This is a genomic window from Thermoleptolyngbya sp. C42_A2020_037 (assembly GCF_015272455.1).
In the GTDB taxonomy this organism is placed as follows: domain Bacteria; phylum Cyanobacteriota; class Cyanobacteriia; order Elainellales; family Elainellaceae; genus Thermoleptolyngbya.
Genome location: NZ_JACYLP010000055.1, coordinates 11,858 through 28,737, shown reverse-complemented (window position 1 = coordinate 28,737; position 16,880 = coordinate 11,858). Strand labels below are relative to the sequence as shown.

The 16,880-nt window shown below is 59.6% G+C and carries 15 protein-coding genes; 7 read left to right on the top strand and 8 right to left on the bottom strand.

All coding sequences use genetic code 11. The features are described from left to right. The first annotated feature begins 61 nt into the window (after positions 1–61). Together glnT and recF are read left to right on the top strand one after the other, a co-directional pair. Positions 62–1,384 carry a type III glutamate--ammonia ligase gene (gene glnT / locus IGS16_RS19625; RefSeq protein ID WP_297088371.1) on the top strand — a complete coding sequence of 441 codons (1,323 nt, stop codon included), beginning with the start codon at positions 62–64 and terminating at the stop codon, positions 1,382–1,384. Positions 1,385–1,425: 41 nt separating this feature from the next. Further along, complete coding sequence (gene recF, locus IGS16_RS19620; protein ID WP_297088369.1) at positions 1,426–2,553, top strand: DNA replication/repair protein RecF; 1,128 nt, start codon at positions 1,426–1,428, stop codon at positions 2,551–2,553. Here recF and IGS16_RS19615 read toward each other — a convergent pair. The 4 genes from IGS16_RS19615 to IGS16_RS19600 form a co-directional block, all read right to left on the bottom strand. Continuing rightward, positions 2,550–3,569, bottom strand: coding sequence for an aldo/keto reductase (locus tag IGS16_RS19615; RefSeq protein WP_297088368.1), 1,020 nt, complete (start codon positions 3,567–3,569; stop codon positions 2,550–2,552). The two genes, recF and IGS16_RS19615, sit on opposite strands and share 4 nt — an antisense overlap. 22 nt (positions 3,570–3,591) lie before the next feature. Then, complete coding sequence (crtB, locus tag IGS16_RS19610) at positions 3,592–4,518, bottom strand: 15-cis-phytoene synthase CrtB (protein ID WP_297088366.1); 927 nt, start codon at positions 4,516–4,518, stop codon at positions 3,592–3,594. Positions 4,519–4,621: 103 nt separating this feature from the next. Continuing rightward, positions 4,622–6,049 (bottom strand): 15-cis-phytoene desaturase, encoded by a 1,428-nt coding sequence (gene pds / locus IGS16_RS19605; protein WP_297088364.1) that lies wholly within the window; start codon positions 6,047–6,049, stop codon positions 4,622–4,624. A 170-nt stretch (positions 6,050–6,219) separates the two neighbouring features. Continuing rightward, a complete protein-coding gene (locus tag IGS16_RS19600) occupies positions 6,220–6,936 on the bottom strand; it encodes an SDR family oxidoreductase (protein ID WP_297088362.1) in 717 nt (238 codons plus the stop codon). Between IGS16_RS19600 and IGS16_RS19595 the strand changes: the two genes are divergently transcribed. After that, entirely contained in the window at positions 6,931–7,191 is a 261-nt protein-coding gene (locus IGS16_RS19595; RefSeq protein WP_297088360.1) for a hypothetical protein, read from the top strand. The genes IGS16_RS19600 and IGS16_RS19595 overlap by 6 nt on opposite strands. Positions 7,192–7,589: 398 nt before the next feature. Here IGS16_RS19595 and IGS16_RS19590 read toward each other — a convergent pair whose 3' ends face one another. Then, complete coding sequence (locus IGS16_RS19590) at positions 7,590–7,730, bottom strand: hypothetical protein (RefSeq protein WP_297088358.1); 141 nt, start codon at positions 7,728–7,730, stop codon at positions 7,590–7,592. A 489-nt stretch (positions 7,731–8,219) separates the two neighbouring features. Here IGS16_RS19590 and IGS16_RS19585 point away from each other — a divergent pair, with 489 nt between their 5' ends. From IGS16_RS19585 to IGS16_RS19570, 4 genes are all read left to right on the top strand, one after another. Further along, the gene (locus tag IGS16_RS19585) at positions 8,220–9,185 is read left to right on the top strand and encodes an SGNH/GDSL hydrolase family protein (protein WP_297088355.1); all 966 of its coding nucleotides are present in this window, start codon (positions 8,220–8,222) and stop codon (positions 9,183–9,185) included. Further along, positions 9,145–10,446, top strand: coding sequence for an FGGY-family carbohydrate kinase (locus IGS16_RS19580; protein ID WP_297088354.1), 1,302 nt, complete (start codon positions 9,145–9,147; stop codon positions 10,444–10,446). The genes IGS16_RS19585 and IGS16_RS19580 overlap by 41 nt, the downstream gene beginning before the upstream one ends. Before the next feature lie 368 nt (positions 10,447–10,814). Then, the gene (locus IGS16_RS19575) at positions 10,815–12,194 is read left to right on the top strand and encodes a type IV pilus twitching motility protein PilT (protein WP_297088353.1); all 1,380 of its coding nucleotides are present in this window, start codon (positions 10,815–10,817) and stop codon (positions 12,192–12,194) included. Between the two features lie 107 nt (positions 12,195–12,301). Further along, positions 12,302–13,102, top strand: a complete 801-nt coding sequence (locus tag IGS16_RS19570) for a circadian clock KaiB family protein (RefSeq protein WP_297088351.1) — start codon at positions 12,302–12,304, stop codon at positions 13,100–13,102. Positions 13,103–13,156: 54 nt separating this feature from the next. Here the strand turns inward: IGS16_RS19570 and IGS16_RS19565 are convergent, their stop codons facing one another. From IGS16_RS19565 to IGS16_RS19555, 3 genes are read right to left on the bottom strand one after another with little or no spacing between them, the layout of a single operon-like run. Further along, positions 13,157–14,923 (bottom strand): ABC transporter permease, encoded by a 1,767-nt coding sequence (locus IGS16_RS19565; protein ID WP_297088349.1) that lies wholly within the window; start codon positions 14,921–14,923, stop codon positions 13,157–13,159. A 16-nt stretch (positions 14,924–14,939) separates the two neighbouring features. Beyond that, positions 14,940–15,698 carry a phosphonate ABC transporter ATP-binding protein gene (locus IGS16_RS19560; RefSeq protein WP_297088348.1) on the bottom strand — a complete coding sequence of 253 codons (759 nt, stop codon included), beginning with the start codon at positions 15,696–15,698 and terminating at the stop codon, positions 14,940–14,942. Then, on the bottom strand, positions 15,698–16,654 hold the full coding sequence (locus IGS16_RS19555; protein WP_297088347.1) for a putative selenate ABC transporter substrate-binding protein: 957 nt from the start codon (positions 16,652–16,654) through the stop codon (positions 15,698–15,700). Before IGS16_RS19555 ends, IGS16_RS19560 begins: the two co-directional genes overlap by 1 nt. Positions 16,655–16,880: the final 226 nt, after the last annotated feature.

The window sequence follows — 16,880 nt, the reverse complement described above, 5'->3', positions numbered from 1 at the left end:
GACTGGAGGGCCAGAGTTGGTGTATAAATTCCAGGTCTGTTGTTTCGGTGCCTGATCCGCCATGTCCAATTCTTCGCCCAACTCCCTGTCTGCGATCGCCCGTGCGCGAAATATTCGCTATTTCATGATTTCCTTCACCGACCTGTTTGGGGTGCAGCGGGCCAAGCTGGTGCCTGCTGAGAGCATTGATGCGATCGCCGCGAATGGGGCAGGCTTTGCGGGGTTTGCGGCCTGGCTGGATCAGTCGCCCGCCGACCCAGATATTCTGGCGTTTCCCGATGTGGAGCGGCTGTTTCAGCTTTCCTGGCGACCAGATGTGGCGTGGCTGCCCGCCGACCTGCACCAGGTTGATGGACAGCCGCTAGAACAAGCGCCGCGCCTGGTGCTAAAGCGAGTGATCCAGCAGGCGGCGGAGATGGGGCTGCGGGTGAAAACGGGCGTAGAGTGCGAATACTTTCTGCTGTCGCCCAGCGGGGAGGAGATTTCCGATGCGGGCGATCGCCAGAGCAAGCCCTGCTATGACCAGCAGGCTCTGATGCGCCGCTATGACGTGATTCGCGAAATCTGCGACAGCATGATCGCCCTCGGCTGGGGGCCCTATCAAAACGACCACGAAGATGCCAACGGTCAGTTTGAAATGAACTGGACCTACGACGATGCGCTGGTGACAGCCGATCGGCAGGCGTTTTTCAAATACATGGTCAAGTCCATTGCCGAAAAGCACGGCCTGCGGGCCACCTTCATGCCCAAGCCCTTTGCCCACCTGACGGGCAACGGCTGCCATGTCCATTTTTCAGTCTGGGACAGCGCTGGAGACACCAACCTGTTTGCAGATCCAGAGGGCGAACTGGGGCTATCGCCGCTGGCCTACCAGTTTCTCGGCGGCGTGCTGCATTCTGCTGAGGCGCTGTGCGCGATCGCCAATCCCACGGTCAACTCCTACAAGCGCATCAACGCGCCCGTCACCAACTCTGGGGCCACCTGGTCGCCCAACACCGTCAGCTACAGCGGCAACAACCGCACCCACATGATCCGCATTCCCGAACCCGGTCGGTTTGAGCTGCGGCTGGCCGATGGCGCAGCAAATCCCTACCTGCTGCCCGCCGCCCTGATCGCCGCTGGGCTAGACGGTATCGCCCAAAAGCGCGACCCCGGCCCCCGCTATGACAACAACAGCTACACCGAGCCGCTGCCCCCTGGCACTGTGCCCCAACTGCCGCTGTATCTGCTAGAAGCCCTGCGCCGATTTGAAGCCAGCCCCGTGCTGCCCCAGGCGCTAGGCTCCGCCTTTACCCAGGCGTATCTCAAGCTCCAGCGACAAGCCTGGAACGAATATAGCGCTCACATTTCCACCTGGGAACGAGAGACGACGCTGGACTGCTAGGCTAGGGATTACCGCAATCTGCCCCTGATTCCCGCCCGCTCATGTTCCTCCGATCGCTGCATCTGCGCCAGTTTCGCAACTACCGGGATCAGGCGGTGAGTTTCGCTGCGCCGAAGACGATTTTGGTGGGCGACAATGCCCAGGGCAAGTCGAACCTGCTGGAAGCGGTGGAACTGTTGGCGACGCTGCGATCGCACCGCAGTAGCCGCGATCGCGACTTGGTGCAGCAGGACATGGAAGACGGCAGCATCGCCGCCCGGCTAGAGCGAGACAGCGGCTCTGTAGATTTGGGGCTGATCCTCCGCAGCAGCGGGCGGCGCACCGTCTCGCTGAACGGGCAAACCCTGAAACGCCAGGTAGACTTTCTGGGCACCCTGAGCGCCGTGGAATTTTCCAGCCTGGATTTGGAACTGGTGCGCGGCGGGCCGGGGCATCGTCGCCAGTGGATTGATACCCTGCTGACCCAGCTTGAACCCGTCTACGCGCACCTGTTGCAGCAATACAATCTGGCGCTGCGCCAGCGCAATGCTTTACTTAAGCAGTCTTCCAATCGTGCTGAGGCTTCTCCACCGCCAGATCAGGCCCAGCTTGCGGTGTGGGATGCCCAGCTAGCGACTCTGGGCACGCGGGTCATCCGTCGCCGGGCCCGGGCGATCGCCCGCATTTCGCCCCTGGCGGAATTCTGGCATCGAGACATCAGCGGCAGCCGCGAAACTCTGGAAATTCACTATGCGCCCAGCGTGCCGATGGAAAAAGACGACCCGGCGCTGATTCAACAGGCGTTTTTGGAGAAGATTCAGCAGCGGGCGATCGCCGAACAGGTGCAGCACACCAGCCTCGTCGGCCCCCACCGCGACGAAATCGAGTTCAGCATCAACCACACGCCTGCGCGTCAATACGGCTCCCAGGGGCAACAGCGGACGCTGGTGCTGGCGCTGAAGCTGGCTGAACTAAAGCTGATCGAATCCGTCGTGGGAGAGCCGCCGCTGCTGCTGCTGGACGACGTGCTGGCCGAACTCGACCCCAAGCGCCAGCACAAGCTGCTGGACACAATTCAAGATCGGTTCCAAACCCTGATCACCACGACGCATCTGGATTCTTTCGATTCGCAGTGGCTCCGGTCGTCGCAGGTGCTAACTGTGGTGGCGGGACAGATTGCGCCAGCCTAGCCCCGATACTCGTCGCCGCAGTCGCCAATTTGGTTCAGCAAGTTGCGCGATCGCCCTGAAACCTGCTCGATCCGCTGCCAGTCGTCGGCATCCAACTGGAAGTCAAACACGCGGGCGTTGTCGGCGCGGTGTTCGGCGATGCTGAGGCGCGTGCCCACGATCACGCCTGCTACGGCTGGCTGGTCGAGAATGGCCCGCACCGCCACATTTGACAGGCTGGCGTGATGTTTGTGGGCGATCGCCTCCAGGGTCTTCAGCAAGTCCTGAAATAAGTCCCAGCCGCCCCACGCATCAATCATGCGCTTGTATTTTTGCTGAGACACGGTGGCCAGTTCGCCCCGACGCGGCTCTGGTTTGCCCAAGTAGCGCTCGGACAGGAAGCCGCCGCAGAGTGTGCCGTAGGTCAGCAAATGCACGCCCCGCTCCTGGCAGAGCTTCGCCATGTAGACCTCCGGGCGGCGATCGACCAGGGAATACTGCACCTGGTTCGACACGATCGGGATGCCGCTGTCGAGGATAATTTGCAGATGCTCGGTGTCAAAGTTGGTAAGCGCCAGATGGCGGAGTTTGCCGTCGCGCTGCAAATCGACCATGTGCTTCAGCGCGTCCAGATAGGCCGGGTCGCCATAGTCCCACCAGTGAAACTGGAGCAAGTCGAGACAAGGTGTGTCCATGCGCTGGCGCGACACGTCGATGCTGCGTTCTACGACAGCACGGGGCATCGGGCCCGGCCGGGGCACCCATTTGGTAAACGCTTGCACCCGAGATAGCGCCGCCTCGCCTCGCGCTGCCGCAAGCTGCCGCCGAAACGCGCCGATAAAGTCTTCTGCCGGGCCGTAGTGATCGGCCAGATCCCAGGTGGTGTAGCCCGCGTCGAGATAGTCCACCATGCTGGCGATCGCCCCGTTCGGGTCAATCCGTCCGTGCGCTCCCGATACCTGCCACATCCCATTCAGCAGGCGGCAAATGGTCAAATCTGGGGCGAACTGAAACCTGCTGGAGTCGGGTAGCAGCATAGAACAGGGGTTCGTTTGTAGACTACAGAACCTCGGCCCGCAGCCGTGCCAGCGGCAAACTCAGTAGCTTGCGTGGCCCCGACACGTAGGCCCGCTTGCGAAACACGTCGTAGCGGTTGCGCTCGATCGCGTCCAAAATTTGCCGATACAACATCAGCGCCGACCACACGGGAAATCTCGCATCGCGGCTCAGCAGGCTGACACCGCTTTCCGCCTGCACAAAGAACTTTCGCGCCCGCTGAATTTCAAATTTCATCAGCTCTCGCCAGCGCTCATCTACCACGCCGTTAAACAAATCGGCTTCGGTATAGTTGAACAGCGCCAGGTCTTCGAGCGGCAGGTAAATCCGACCGCGTCGCGCATCTTCACCCACGTCGCGGAGAATGTTGGTGAGCTGGTTGGCAATGCCGAGGGCGATCGCCTCCTGCGTTGGATCGACCAACCCGCCCTTGCTCCACGGGGCCGTGCGGCGGCTGTCGTCCACACCCATCACGGCCGCCGACATCAGCCCCACCGTACCCGCCACGCGATAGCAATACAGCTTTAGCTCCTCAAAGGTTTCGTAGCGGTTGCGATAGAGATCCATCCGCTGCCCTTCGATCATGTCGCGGAAGGGCTGGATATCGAGCGAGAAGCGCTCCAGCGTATCCACCAGCGCCACGTCTACATCCTCCAGCGGATGCCCCGCAAAGATCGTTTCTAGGTTTTCTTCCCACTGATCGAGCGTTTCATCCGTGGTGTAGGCTGCTTCTGCTCCGTCCACCAGTTCATCCGTGCGCCGACACCAGACATAAATCGCCCAAATCGCCCGCCGCTTTTCTTCCGGCATGAGCAGCGTCCCAAGATAAAACGTCTTGGCATATTCCTGGGTGATCTGGCGACAGCGCTCATAGGAATCGTCCAGAGATACCAGGACGGTTTTGCAGGAAGGCTTCGGCAGTTGCAGCATTACATCGCAGGGCTGGAGGAATACAGTTAAACCTATCAGTAATCCGTCACCTGCGGTTCATTTGAAACGATTAGCATTCCAGAAATGAAACCGCTGGAGTGATTTATCGGGCTGAAGTGGCCACCAGGTCAGGCGGCGCAGAATCGACCGGAGAGGCGGGGAATCGCTGAGCGATCGCCTCGGCCGCCTGCTTACCCGACAGCACTGCACCCTCCATGCTGCCCAAGTAGCGCTGCATGGTGTAGCTTCCGGCAAGGAAGAAGTTGTCGATTGGCGTTGCCTGGTCAGGGCGACACGCCTGCATTCCCGGTGCGGCCGTATAGACCGAGCGCGGCGTTTTCACGATCTTGTGTTTCAGCAGCGTAGCCGGGTTTTCGCCCGCCAAATCATCAGGGAAGAGTTTCCTTAGCTCCTCCATTGTCGCCGCCAGGATCTCGTCTTCAGACTTATCGATCCAGTCTTTTGCCGGAGCCAGGACCAGTTCTAGCATCGAGCGGTCGGGGTTGGCGTATTCGCGGCAGGTGTTGCTCATGTCGGCATAGACGCTGAGCAGGGGCGATCGCGAAAATAGCAGCTGATCCACATCCGTTAGCTTGCGGTCAAACCATAAATGAATGTTGATCACGGGCACGCCTTCCAGTGCTTGCATCTTTTGGAAGAACTCCAGCTTCGTCCACGGCTCTGGCATTAGCGCTTTGATCACGTCTACCGGCATCGCCGAGACGTACACATCTGCCGTCACCACCTCATCCGGCGCACCGTCCAGTCCGCGCACCGCAAACCCGCGTACTGTACCGTCTTCGTTTAGCAAAATCTGCTTTAGCGGCTTCTTCAGCAGCACCTCGCCGCCGCGCTCCGTCACGTAATCCACAATCGGCTGACACAGGCGCTCCGTCGGCGACCCATCCAGAAACGCCACCTTCGAGCCGTAGCGCTCCTGCAAAAAGCGGTTCAACGCCGTCAGAGGAACCGTTGCCGACACGTCTTCAGGATTGATAAAGGTGAGCGCCTTGGAAGCGGCCACAAAAATGTCGCTGTTGACCCGCTCGTCTACGCCTTGCAGCCGCAGCCACTCCAGCAGCGAGTACTTGTCCATGTTTTCCACATACTGCTGACCGCGCACCACCGCAGGCAATAGCCCGATGGCAAAGCGAATTTTCTGATTCCAGGTCAGCATGTCATTGTTGCGGAGGATCGACAGGATGACATTGAACGGAGCAGGGATATCGGGCACGTCGAAGCGCGACAGCACGCCCGGTTTCTCTGGCTGGTTGAAGATCAGCGTGTGTTCTTTCCACTGGAGCCGGTCTTCAATGTCTAGTTCCTTAAACAACTGGAGCATGTTGGGGTATGCCCCAAAAAAGACGTGCAGACCCGTTTCATACCAGTCGCCGTCGGCATCCTTCCAGGCGGCTACCAGCCCGCCCAGCACGTCCCGGCTTTCCAGCACAATGGGCGTGTGTCCTGCGTCTACTAAATACTTGGCGCAGGCTAGCCCGGCCAATCCTCCCCCTGCGATCGCCACCCGCATGTACGCGCTGTCCTCTGAAATACCTGTTTACACTAGCTCTCATTATATGTTGCAAACTGTAACAAGGCGGGCCGTCAACGGGCATTTTTCCGAGATCTGCCGCTTGAGGGAGGTGCATTTGATCCCTTCTCGGAGCATTAGCCCGAATCATTAGCCAACGTTAGCCCACTTTAGCCAAGAAATAAGTGGCTCTCAGGCTGGATGTTGATTTCCAGTGGTACAGCCTGGGGTTCTGCCGTGAGGGCAAACAGAATAGCGTCGGCCGCCGTTTCGGGACGGAGCATCTTGGTGCGATCGACCTTGAGGCTGACCTGATCCCAAAAGGGTGTATCCACGCCGCCAAAGTAAAATAGTGTGAACTTCACGCCAAAGCGCTTTAGCTCGTCTGCCATGCACTTGCTGAAGCCCACCACGCCAAACTTAGAAGCGCAGTAGGCCGCCGCCATCGCCATTGGGTGCTGTCCCAAAATTCCAACCACATTGCAGATATGCCCCGACTTGTGTTCCTTCATGACGTTGGCGGCGGCCTGACAGGTGTAGAAGCTGCCCTTAAGGTTCAAATCCAGCATGGCATCCAGGTCGGCAGGTTCGATCTTGTTGTATTGCTTGAGGATGCCTGCGCCCGCTGCATTCACCAGCACGTCGATTTTGCCGAATTGGGCGATCGCCTTTTGCATCAGCGCTTCGGCCTGCTTCGGGTCGGTGATGTCTGTTGGCACGGCCAGCACGCCACCAGGCGCACCAGCCAGCGAATGGGCCAACGGGTTCAGCGTCGCTGTATCTCGCGCCGCCAGCACCAGCGCTGCACCCAAGGGAGCCAGCTTTTGCGCCAGCGCCGACCCAATGCCCCCCGTTGCGCCCACAATGACAACCACCTTGCCTTGCATAACCCGCCCCGCTTCTTTACATTTCTTAATTTCACTCCTCATCATATCGCCTTACTCGGCACGGTGCATCTGCCCAATGCCAGCCCTAATTCCAGCATTGGTACGGGTGGGAAACCGAGCAAGCATGGCGATCGCCCGTCTGCGGGGATCACGGACGACAGCCGCTTTGCCGAGTTCCAGTCCGGTTTGGCAGCGGGTAAGAAATTAAGTTTGGTCACAGGGCAATCGCCCGCCGAGTTGCCAGTGGTAGCTTAGACTACAGGCACGTTTCTCAATCAATCTTCCTGGACGGGGCCTGTGCCTCCTGCCTCGCTACCGGACGCGGCGATCGCTTACGGCTTGTAACGCTGCTTTGATTGGGGCATATCAGCCTAGCGATGGTCTAGAACCTTCTGTTTCGTCTAGATGCTCGGCTGCATCGCCCAAGCTCCTCTGCCTCCGAAAGAGGCATCGGCGTGCAGGCTCAAGAGCGAGTGCTGCGGGTTCAGCCTACACTGAATTAAAATTCAGCATTCACGCCTTTTGTCCCTGGCATTGGGAACTAGGCGTATTCAACGCAAACAATTAAATACATTTGAAATTGAAAAGGTCTGCTCTTGGGCAGACCTTTTGGCGTATGTTTGCGTATGTTGGCGTATCGCAGACCTCGCAAGCTACGGCAGCGCGTAGGCAGACTGGAGCGCCCACAGAATCAGCGCCGCAATGCTGCCCAAAATCAGCACCGCCGAGAGCGTCAGCGCAATCGGACTATCTGCGCCAGAAAATTTCATAATGCCTCGATTCCAGTCCGTCATAAGTACCAATCCTTGCTAAGTAAATAGAGTTTAGAAACGTTTCGGAGTTGATCAACCGTTGAAGTGACTCTGAAAACGCGACTTGGGTCAGTGCCCTAGCCTGATTGATAAGGATGTCTGAAAAGGGTGAATTACAACGGAGTCATTTAACGGAGTCATTAAGATTTGAGTGCTGACGGCTCAACGGAAGAAACCAGGTTTCAGCCATTCGCCTCGATTTTTCAGACATCCTCTCATCCTGAATTAACCGAATCTTAATTAGCTTGATTCAGTCTGGCGAGATTCAGTACAGCGAGATTGGTGGCGGCAGAAGTCATTTGGCAAGACGAAAAAAGTCGAGAATATACAGATACATCGACTTGAATGCCGGACAAGCTGCGCTAAACCGACTCGATTTTAACCACACTTTTTTCACTTGAGGGTTATATGGCTCACCTCCGCACAGTTTTTAAGATTTAGAACAGAATTCTTTGAGGATTCACCAGCAGCATGGATTGGGAAAGGCTGATAGGGGCGATCGCCCAGGGGGGGCCGGCCGGGCTGCTGCTGATGGGGCTGCTCTTGCTGGAACTGGGGCTGCGGGCGTTGGGCCTGGGCAACCCGCCGCTCTATGTGGCCGACCCAGAAGCGGGCTATCGGCTGCGCCCCCATCAGCGAATACGGCGCTGGGGCAAACGCATGGTCATTAACCAGCACAGCCTGCGGAATTTTAGCAAGATGCCCCAAGCAGGCTGGCGCGTGCTGCTGCTGGGCGACTCTATTGTTCACGGCGGCATCTGGACAGATCAGGCGCACACGATTTCCGAACAGGTGCGGCAATTTCTCGCGTCCCGACTGGGTGAAACGGGCATGGTGCTGAATGCGGCCGCACCCTCTTGGGGGCCGCAAAACCAGTGGGGCTATTTGCGGCAGTTTGGCACCTTTGGGGCGCAGGTGGTGGTGCTGCTGCTGAATACAGACGATCTGTTTGCGCCGCCGCCCACCGACTGGCCCGTGGGGCGCGATCGCCAATATCCCCGCCACCGTCCGCCGCTGGCCCTCTGGGAAGCGCTATCGCTCCTACTATCCCGTCCCACCCCGCGCCCCGCGACCCGTCCGCCCAGCGGCGACCCCGTTGCCGATAACCTGCTGACGATTGAACAAATGCGTCAGTTTGTGCAGCCCCAGGCGCAGTTTCTCGTGGCGCTGTCCCCCCTGCGACGAGAATTAAAACAGCCTGGCCCGCGAGACTATGAACAGGTCGCTCGCCAGCGCCTCCGCACCTTGCTGGCAGCGGGCAATGTGCCGTTTCTTGACCTGCTGCCTCGGTGGAACACGCTGCGAAACCCCGAAGCCCTCTATCGCGACGGCATCCACCCCAGCCCCGCCGGAAACGTGCAAATCAGTCAGGCGATCGCCGAATTTATCCTCCACCATGCCCAACGCCACCTCTCCCAGTACCTATCTCGGCATTGACTTTGGCACCTCCGGCGCACGGGCGATCGCCACCGACAACAGCGGCGAAATCCTGTCCCAAACCAGCATTCCGTTTCCCAATAGCCCAGCCGAATCGCTCACCGACCTCTGGCAAGACACCCTCTTTGCGCTGATTGCCCAAATTCCTGCCGAGATTCGCCAAACCCTGGCGGCGATCGCCCTCGACGGCACCTCTTCCACCGTCCTCCTGTGCGACGATGCCGGAATTCCCCTGGTCGAACCCCTGCTCTACAACGATTCACGCGGTGCGGAAATGCTAGACCAAGTAAGGGCGATCGCCCCGCCCCAGCACACCGTCCTCAGCGCCACCTCCAGCCTTGCCAAGCTCCTCTGGCTCCTCAGCACGCTGCCCCCGTCCCCAAACGCTCCCCCCCCGCACCTCCTCCACCAAGCCGACTGGCTGGCCTTCCTGCTGCACGGTCGCCTCGGCATCAGCGACTATCACAATGCCCTCAAGCTGGGCTACGACGTGGGCGAGTTGCGCTATCCCGACTGGCTGCTGGCGGCAAACCTGCCCGTGCAACTGCCCCAGGTAAAAGCGCCCGGTGAGGTGATTGCCCCGATTTTGCCTGACCTGGGCGATCGCCTGGGCATTCCCGCCACCTGCCAGATCTGCGCGGGCACGACAGACAGCATCGCCGCCTTCCTCGCCAGCGGAGCCAGCACGCCGGGGCAAGCCGTCACCTCGCTGGGGTCTACGCTGGTGCTCAAGCTGCTCAGCACCGTCCGGGTAGACGACGCAGCCAGCGGCATCTACAGCCATCGGCTGGGCAATCTGTGGCTGGTGGGCGGCGCATCGAACACAGGCGGCGCGGTGCTGCGGCAGTTTTTCAGCGATGCCGAACTCGCCGCCCTCAGCGCCCAGATCGACCCGTCGCGCCCCAGCCCGCTGGACTATTACCCCTTGCCAAAGCCGGGCGATCGCTTTCCGATCAACGACCCCAACCTGCCGCCCCGCCTAGAGCCGCGCCCGGAAAACCCGGTCGAGTTTCTCCACGGCTTGCTAGAAGGCATCGCCCGCATCGAGGCGCTAGGCTATCGGCGGCTGGCAGACCTGGGCGCAACGCCATTACGAGAAGTGCTAACCGCAGGCGGCGGTGCCCAGAACGAGGCGTGGACAAACGTGCGATCGCGCCTGTTGCAGGTTCCCGTAATACCTTCTCCCCACACCGAAGCCGCCTACGGAACCGCCCGCCTTGCCCGCGCCGCCCGACAGCCCAAGGTGGATTTTGGATTTTAGATTGGCGATTTGGATTGCCAGTTCACGACTCTGTAAAGCGCTCAGCGATGCAGAGAATTGGAACAAACCCCAAATCCCAAACCCAAAATCCCGATTTTGCTCACCTGATTACTTACCTAATGATGTTTCGTTTCCCCATCTTGGGAATTCTCAAGGGGTATCCTACGGGATTCGTAATTTCTTGAGTATGCTGTTATCCATAATCAATGTAGATTATGTAGATTGATCTGATTTGGCGATCATCTACTGGTTAGGGATTGAAATCTGGCTTAATCAAACTCTGGATTAACCGAAATCTGGCTTAACAGCGCCCGCTCAGAAACGCCGCCAGTGAACACGCTTTCCCATCGTTTGCGAGACGTGGACTTATGACAGACGCACAACGCCCAAGCATCCCGCCCAACTCCGTTCCCCGCACGCCGCCACCGCCGGGTCGTCCACCCGCTAGCGCTCCGCCGATGGGCGACCTCGGGCAAACCGGCCAGCAAATGCCTTCGCAAACCTTTGCATCGACCCAGGCCAACACGGCACCGGGCACTCGCGTCAGTCCTGCTCCGGGGGGCGCAAAGCCCAGCATGGGCGCTCCAGCGGTGAAGCCGCCGCCCACGCCCGCACCGCCGCCGATGATGGGGCACCGTCCCGCTGCGCCGCCGCCGATGCAGGCCTCCCGCAGCAAGGCTTCGCCGGGTCAGCCGACGCTGGCGCAAATTGTCCGCGAAGCCTACGACAAAGGCTTCTCAGATATTCACCTGGGCGTGGGCGAAGCACCCCGCTTCCGCAACCGGGGCGAGATCGACATGACCGAGTATCCGGTAACGGATCTCGACACCTTCTTTAGCTGGCTACAAGAAATTCTCTCGGATGCCGAGATTCAGCGGTTTAAGGACACGCTCGACTTTGACGGTGCGACGCAATACGACTTTGCCCGTGTCCGGATCAATATCTTTGATTCGCTGCGCGGCCCGGCAATGGTGATGCGTCTGATTCCGCTGAAGATCTTGACCATTGAGCAACTGGGTTTGCCGCCTGTCTTCAAGGAAATCTGCCACTATCACAAGGGGCTGATCCTGGTGACAGGGCCCACTGGGTCGGGTAAATCGACCACGATGGCGGCGATGGTGGACTATATGAACAGCGAAATGCCCAAGCATATCGTCACCATTGAAGACCCGATTGAATTTGTCCACACTAGCCGCAAGTGTCTGATCCGCCAGCGAGAAGTGGGCATTCACACGATGAAATTTGATGCGGCCCTGAAGGCCTCGCTGCGGGAAGACCCTGACGTGATTCTGGTGGGGGAAATGCGGGACATTGAAACCGTGAACACTGCCCTGAAAGCCGCGCAAACGGGTCACTTGGTGATGGGAACGCTGCACACTAACAGCGCTGTGAAGACGATTGAGCGGATTTTGGGCTTGTATCCGCCGGATCAGCAGGAACCCATGCGAGTGGCGATCGCCGAATCGCTGGTGGCCGTCATCGCGCAGGGCCTCTGCCGCACCACCGACGGCAAGCGGGCCGCCTTCCACGATATTCTGATCAACACGGACGCAATTCGCGACTACATCCGCAAGGGCGATTTGGACGAAGTGGAAGCGCTGATTCCGCGATGCAACTTTGACGGCATGTGTACGATGAACCAGTCCCTCTACAAGCTGTATGAGGCAGGACGCATTACGGAGGAAACGGCGCTAGAGATGTCGCCCAAGCCCAACGAAATGGCGCAAATTTTGCGCGGGCGTGTCTAGGTTGCAAAGCTCAACGGTTCCTGGGGTGGATTTTTCGGACTGGATCAGGTGCGAAAAGCCCACCCTTCTCGCTTTTTTGCACCCCTGCGCTTGGCAATTGATTTTCCATGAAAGCCCCGCTGCCAGAACTATACAAGGGAATTGCCCTGTTTACCCCAGGGGGCGACCTGGTGTACTGTATCGACCCAGACAAGCAGAGTCATTGGCATTTGCACCTGTGTGCGGCGCTCCAGGAGTGGCTCGATCTATCGGAACCGCCGCTGTTTCTGGTGCCGTGGTACACCGCGTCGATCGACCGCTGGCGATCGCCCGAAAACCAGTCCATCATTACGTCTGCTGAGGTATATCCGCTGGTGGCACGGCATCAGGCGGTGCTGAATGCCGTCTTTGGCACTGGCGATTTGCTCTGGCAAACCGTGCAGCCGCCCGACAACCTGGACGAGTCGCTGATGCTGCTGACCTATCAGAGCCGCTTTCCCGAACTGTGGCGATCGCACGATCTGGTGATTCGCTACGAGTCTCCGGCCATTCAGCAGATAAGCCAGCCAGAGGCACAGCCATCGTCCTGGAGTCGGCTATCGTGGCAAGCCCAATCGCCCAACGTTTCCAAACAGGGCTATGTGCTGCGTCTTTATGTGTCGAGCAACAGCGATGTAACCGAGGCAATTTTGACCAACCTGCACCGCCTCCTCGAAGACCTGATTCAGCAGCCCTACACGCTGAAAATCATTGACGTATACAAGTATCCTGACCTGGCCGAGCAAGACCAGATCACAGCCACGCCGACGCTGGTCAGAGTTTGGCCAGAGCCAGTCCGCCGCGTCACTGGACGGCTCGAAGATGCCAGCCGCGTCATGCAACTGCTGATTGCCTCGAAGGGCGAGATCAGGGACGGGAGAGCGGAGTAATGGGGCACGGGGAAGCAAGATTTTGCCGCCTCTCTCGCTCTCCCCTTTCGCACTTCATCCATCAACCCTCCCCCCAACGACCGCCCGCATCTGCTGGCTGACCAGATCGACCAAAAAGGTGAGGGCAACAAAGCACCCCAGCGTTAGCAATAGCCCGCCATAGTCAAAGCTGCTGAGTTGTTCGGTCAGGCGGCGACCCAGCCCCCCTGCGCCCACCAGCCCGACAATTACCGTTTCGCGCATACAGACCTCCCAGCGGTAGAGGGTGTAGGCCAGAAATCGCCCCAGGTTTTGAGGCAAAACGCCGTAGAGAATTGCCTGCCCGCTGGATGCGCCCAGGGCGTGGAGCGATCGCACGGGGCGGTCGTCCAGGTTTTCGTTGACCTCGGCCATGAGGCGGCCCAGAATGCCCAGGTTATGTAGACCGAGGGCGATCGCCCCTGGCAAGATGCCTGGAAACAGCACAAACAGACACACCAGTGCCCAGATGGGGGCGGGCACGGCGCGGCTGAGCAATAGCCCCAGTCGGGTTGCCAGCAGCAGCAGCCAGGCGAAGGGGGCTTGGGTCGTTGCGGGGTCGTCTAGCGGGCGCAGCCAGCCGCCGGGCAACAGGAAGGTTTGGGCTGCGGGAAAGGAGAGCAGGACACCGCCCAATCCGGCTAGGGCGATCGCCAGAATCGACATCACCAGCGTCAAGCCAGAGAGGTGGAGCAGCGTCGCCCATTCGTCTGGGCTGGGCCACGGGGGCACAGCGGCGGCTGCGATGTCGCCCAGCAGTCGTCGTGTGCGAGCTGACCAGAGCCGCGTCCAGTCGATGCCCAAGCCCCAAAAGCAGAGCGGAATCGACAGGGCGATCGCCCCCCAAGACAGGCGCAGCGGCCAGGGGTTGGCAATGTGCGGATCGGGTTTCGCAGCCTGGGAATTCTGTGAGCTTTGGAACCTGGTTTGAGCCAAATTGAGATCCAGCCGACTGGTGAATCCTAGCCTGCGCCGCACCCAGCCGCTCCACCAATCGACCCCGCCATTCAGCAGCACCAGCGCATAAAACCCCGTCCAGAGTTGCCCATAGCGGAGCGATTGCAGGCTCAGCAAAATCTCGTAGCCCAGCCCGCCCGCGCCGATCACCCCCAGCACCGCCGCCGACCGCAGGGAACACTCGAACCGATAGGTCGTGTAGGACAGCAAATCTGGAAACGCCTGGGGCAACAGGCCGTAGAGCCACGCTGCCAGCGGCGACACCCCGCTCCCCAGAAGGGCATTCAGCGGTTCCTGGGGCGTTTCGTCAAAAATTTCGGCAAACACCTTGGACACGATCGCCCCAAAGGGCAGGGCGATCGCCAGCACCGCCACCAGCGGGTTCAGCCCCAGAATGTTTAAAAAAAATAGACCCCAGAGGAGTTCGTGAATTGCCCTGGGAACCGCCAGCAGCCCGCGAATCAGCAGCCACGCGGGAGCTGCCCACGCGCCACCCGCCGCCGCCCTTGGCAGCATCGTTTGCCACCAAGTTTGGGAAGACAGCACCCCGCCCACCAGCCCCAGCCCCACACTCAGGGTCGTGCCGCAGACCGCATAGGCAAAAGTGACCAACGTGGCCCTAGCAATCACCCCCAGGAAGTCGCGGCTGAGGTCGGGCCGCAGGCTGCTGGCCCAAAACTCTGCAAACTGGCCCCAGCCGCCGGGGTTGACCAGGGTCGCGTCCGGTCGTCCAATGCCTGTGGCGTACAGCGAAAGGGCGATCGCCCCCAGCATCACCAATCCCCACCCGCTGCGACGGTTTAGCCAGGGGGGAGGGGGTGGCAGGGCAATCGGTGCAGCGGGCATCGGGTTGCAAAAACGGTTAAGGGACAGGCTGCTCTAAACGATACAAGCTGTGGATCATCGCGTCTGTCACCTGGGCGGGTGGCGCGTCAAACTGAATCTGCCCCTGCCGCAGCCCCACCAGCCGCGTGCAGTATTGAAACGCATATTCGATATCGTGCAGGCTGATGACCAGCGTTTTGCCGCTCTGCTCCGTCAGGCGGCACAGCAACGCCATCAGGTCGTGGGCGCGGGCCGGGTCGAGGCTGGCGATCGGCTCGTCTGCCAGAATTGCCACTGGGTCTTGCACCAGCAGCCGGGCGATCGCCACTCGCTGTTGTTCGCCGCCCGATAGCCGATCCGTGCGAGCATACAGCTTTTCGGCAATGCCGACCTGAGCCAGTGCTTGGGCAGCCACATCCACCGACTGCGGCCACAGCAGCGACCAGGCGGCCTTCGCTAGCGACCAGCGCCCCAGGTGTCCGGCATTGACGTTGTGAATCACCGACAGATTGGTGACCAGGTGATGCTGCTGATAGACCGTCCCAATTTGCCGCTGCACCCGCCGCCGCTGTCGAGGAGACAGTCGCCGCAGGTCTTGTCCCAGCACGGTCACCTGCCCCGCCGACGGCAGCAGCGTCCCATTCAGCAGGCTCAGTAGGGTGCTTTTGCCTGCGCCGCTGGGGCCAATCAGCGCGACCCGCTCCCCAGCGGCAATGCTCAGGTTTACCCCGGCCAGAGCTGTGAGCGCGTGAAACTGGCGCGTCACTTGGCTGAGCTGAAAAATGGGTATGCCCATCACTGGATCTTGCCAATCTGGCGACCGACGGACTCAATTTGCGAGTAGTTCTCGTTTTTCGTGGGAATAAACTTCGCCGCGCCAAACAGATCCAGCACTTCTTTTTGGTCTGGGTTGGCCGGGTCTAGCTCCGTAAACGCCGCCTGCACCTTTTGGATAAAGCCCTGGCCGTAGCGCTCTTCCACCTCCGGGCTAATCACCCAGTGATAGTCGTAGTAGGGCGGCGTGGTCCAGATCACCTGCACCTTACTGGTGTCCACTGCGCCCTCTGCCACTCGCGATTCCCAGACTTGAGAATTCAGTGCGCCGACTTCGTAGGTTCCTGCTTCCACCAGCTTGATCGTGGCATCGTGATTGCCCGAAAAGCCCACTTCCCCTTTGAAATCCGACAGCGCCATGCCTGCTTGCTGAATGAAATATTGCGGCATCAGCCGACCGGAGGTAGAAGATTCGCTGCCAAAGGTGAGGGTGCGTCCCTTGAGCGTGTTGAGGTCTTTGAGGTTAGTGAAGGGGGCAATGCCGCTCTGGGTGTTGGCAATGAAGACGCTGGTGAATTGTTCGTCGATGTCGCGCTGGGCGATCGCCTGGGCCCCTGGCACTTGCAGTCGCGCCTGCACACCCGTCAGCCCGCCAAACCACACCAGATCCAAATCACCCACCTTAAAAGCAGTCACCGCAGCGGCGTAGTCCGTTACGGGTTGATACTTTACGGGCACACCCAGTTTCGATTCCAGATAAGCAGCCAGTTTCTCAGCCTGTCGCTGCACCTTTTCGGGGTCTTGGTCGGGAATCGAGCCAACCACCAGGGGTGCGCTGTCGCCAGTGCCAGATTCGGAAGCGCCTGGCTCTGGGTTTTGCGCGGTTGGGCCGCTAGTGCAAGCGCTGACCCACAGCATGACTAGGCTGCCAAGCAGAACTGAGCGCAGAATAGAGCGACGGTTGAAGGATTTCATCATGAGGGGTTTCATCAGAGAGCCACAACGAGGACGGGTCGTTGTAGATTGGATTTCGTTTTGCATCCTACCAGTTCTATGGGAAAGGGTTGAGGACCTTCCTCGAGGTGATTACAGCGTTTTTGCAGCTCGTGTTTGCAGGTAGGTAGGGGTGCCGACGGTCAAGAAGCCCTCGCCTCGTCAGGGTAGCACCGGTCTCACCCGGCAAGAAAATGCTGTATCTTCAGGA